Origin of the sequence: Exiguobacterium sp. s157 (assembly GCF_018618205.1) — a bacterium.
Lineage (GTDB): Bacteria > Bacillota > Bacilli > Exiguobacteriales > Exiguobacteriaceae > Exiguobacterium > Exiguobacterium chiriqhucha.
The window spans coordinates 1-1,185 of sequence record NZ_JACSLQ010000025.1 but is presented as its reverse complement, the minus strand read 5'-3'; the positions used below and the strand labels follow the sequence as shown (position 1 = coordinate 1,185).

General features: G+C 46.2%; 2 protein-coding genes. Both read left to right on the top strand.

The genetic code is table 11. From position 1 onward, the window contains the following. Window positions 1-297: helix-turn-helix domain-containing protein (locus KNP67_RS15665; RefSeq protein WP_214756982.1), on the top strand; the 297-nt coding region annotated here is incomplete at its 5' end. Then, on the top strand, window positions 225-1,142 hold the full coding sequence (locus KNP67_RS15660) for an IS3 family transposase (RefSeq protein ID WP_214756986.1): 918 nt from the start codon (window positions 225-227) through the stop codon (window positions 1,140-1,142). The genes KNP67_RS15665 and KNP67_RS15660, both read left to right, overlap by 73 nt. The last annotated feature ends 43 nt before the right edge of the window (window positions 1,143-1,185 follow it).

Here is a 1,185-nt window from a genome sequence, read left to right as displayed (position 1 = left end):
AGTGAAGTGAAATGGGCAGTGGTGAAAGACAAACTGAGCGGTGAGTTGACGAATAGAGAAATCATGGAGAAACACGGAATCAAAAGTGAGTCCCAGATCCACACATGGATGAGATGGTATCGGTCCAATGAAATCTATCGATTTGACCAGCCGATCGGGAAGCAGTACACCTACGGACTTGGTCCTGATTCCGCCAGCGAGGATGACAAGAAAGAGCGTCAACTATCCCACCTGAAGACGGAGAACGAAATCTTAAAAAAATTCATGGAGATCGAAAGAGAGTTGAGAAAGAAGTAATCCTAAAGACTGTAGAACTCCTGAAGAGGAAATATACGATCACGACGATCCTACGTGTCCTAGACGTGCCACGGGCAACCTATTACCGTTGGGTCAGAGAACCGGTGAAGCACCCTTCGGTGCTAGAGCAAGCAATCGTCGAAGTATGTAAGCATACGAAATATCGATATGGACATCGAAAGATAAAGGCCCTGTTAGAGCAAAACTATGAGTTAACAGCAAACCGGAACACCGTACAGAGAATCATGAAAAAGCACCATCTCCAGTGTCGGATCAAACCCAAACGAAAATGGAGGTCTCAGGGTGAGAGCATCATCATCGCACCTGACCTTCTCAAACGAGACTTCACGGCCAGTGAACCGAATAAGAAGTGGGTGACGGACATCACCTATATCCAATACGGGAGCACGACGAAATATCTTTCGACCATCATCGACCTATTCAACAATGAGATCGTTGCCTATAAGTTGTACGAGCATCAACAGACGCCCCTTGTCATCGATACGTTAAAGAAGGCGTTGGAAAGCCGGAACAACCCCGAAGGGGTCATCATCCATTCGGACCAAGGAAGTGTCTATACCTCATATGCCTTTCAAGATTTCGTTAAGAGGAGCCATCTGACGAGCAGCATGTCTCGAAGAGGCAACTGTTGGGATAATGCGGTGATCGAATCATTCCATTCGAACTTGAAGTCTGAGGGCTTCCAGTACGTCAAGTTCAACTCGTTAAGCGACCAGGAAGTGCATGAACGGGTGAACCATTACTTGACCTACTACAACGAAGAACGTATCCAAGAAAAATTAGGCTACCTCACACCGATAAAATACGGTGGGATGGCAGCCTAATCAAGGTGTTTTTATTAGTGTCTCATTTCGCTAGGTCAGTCTA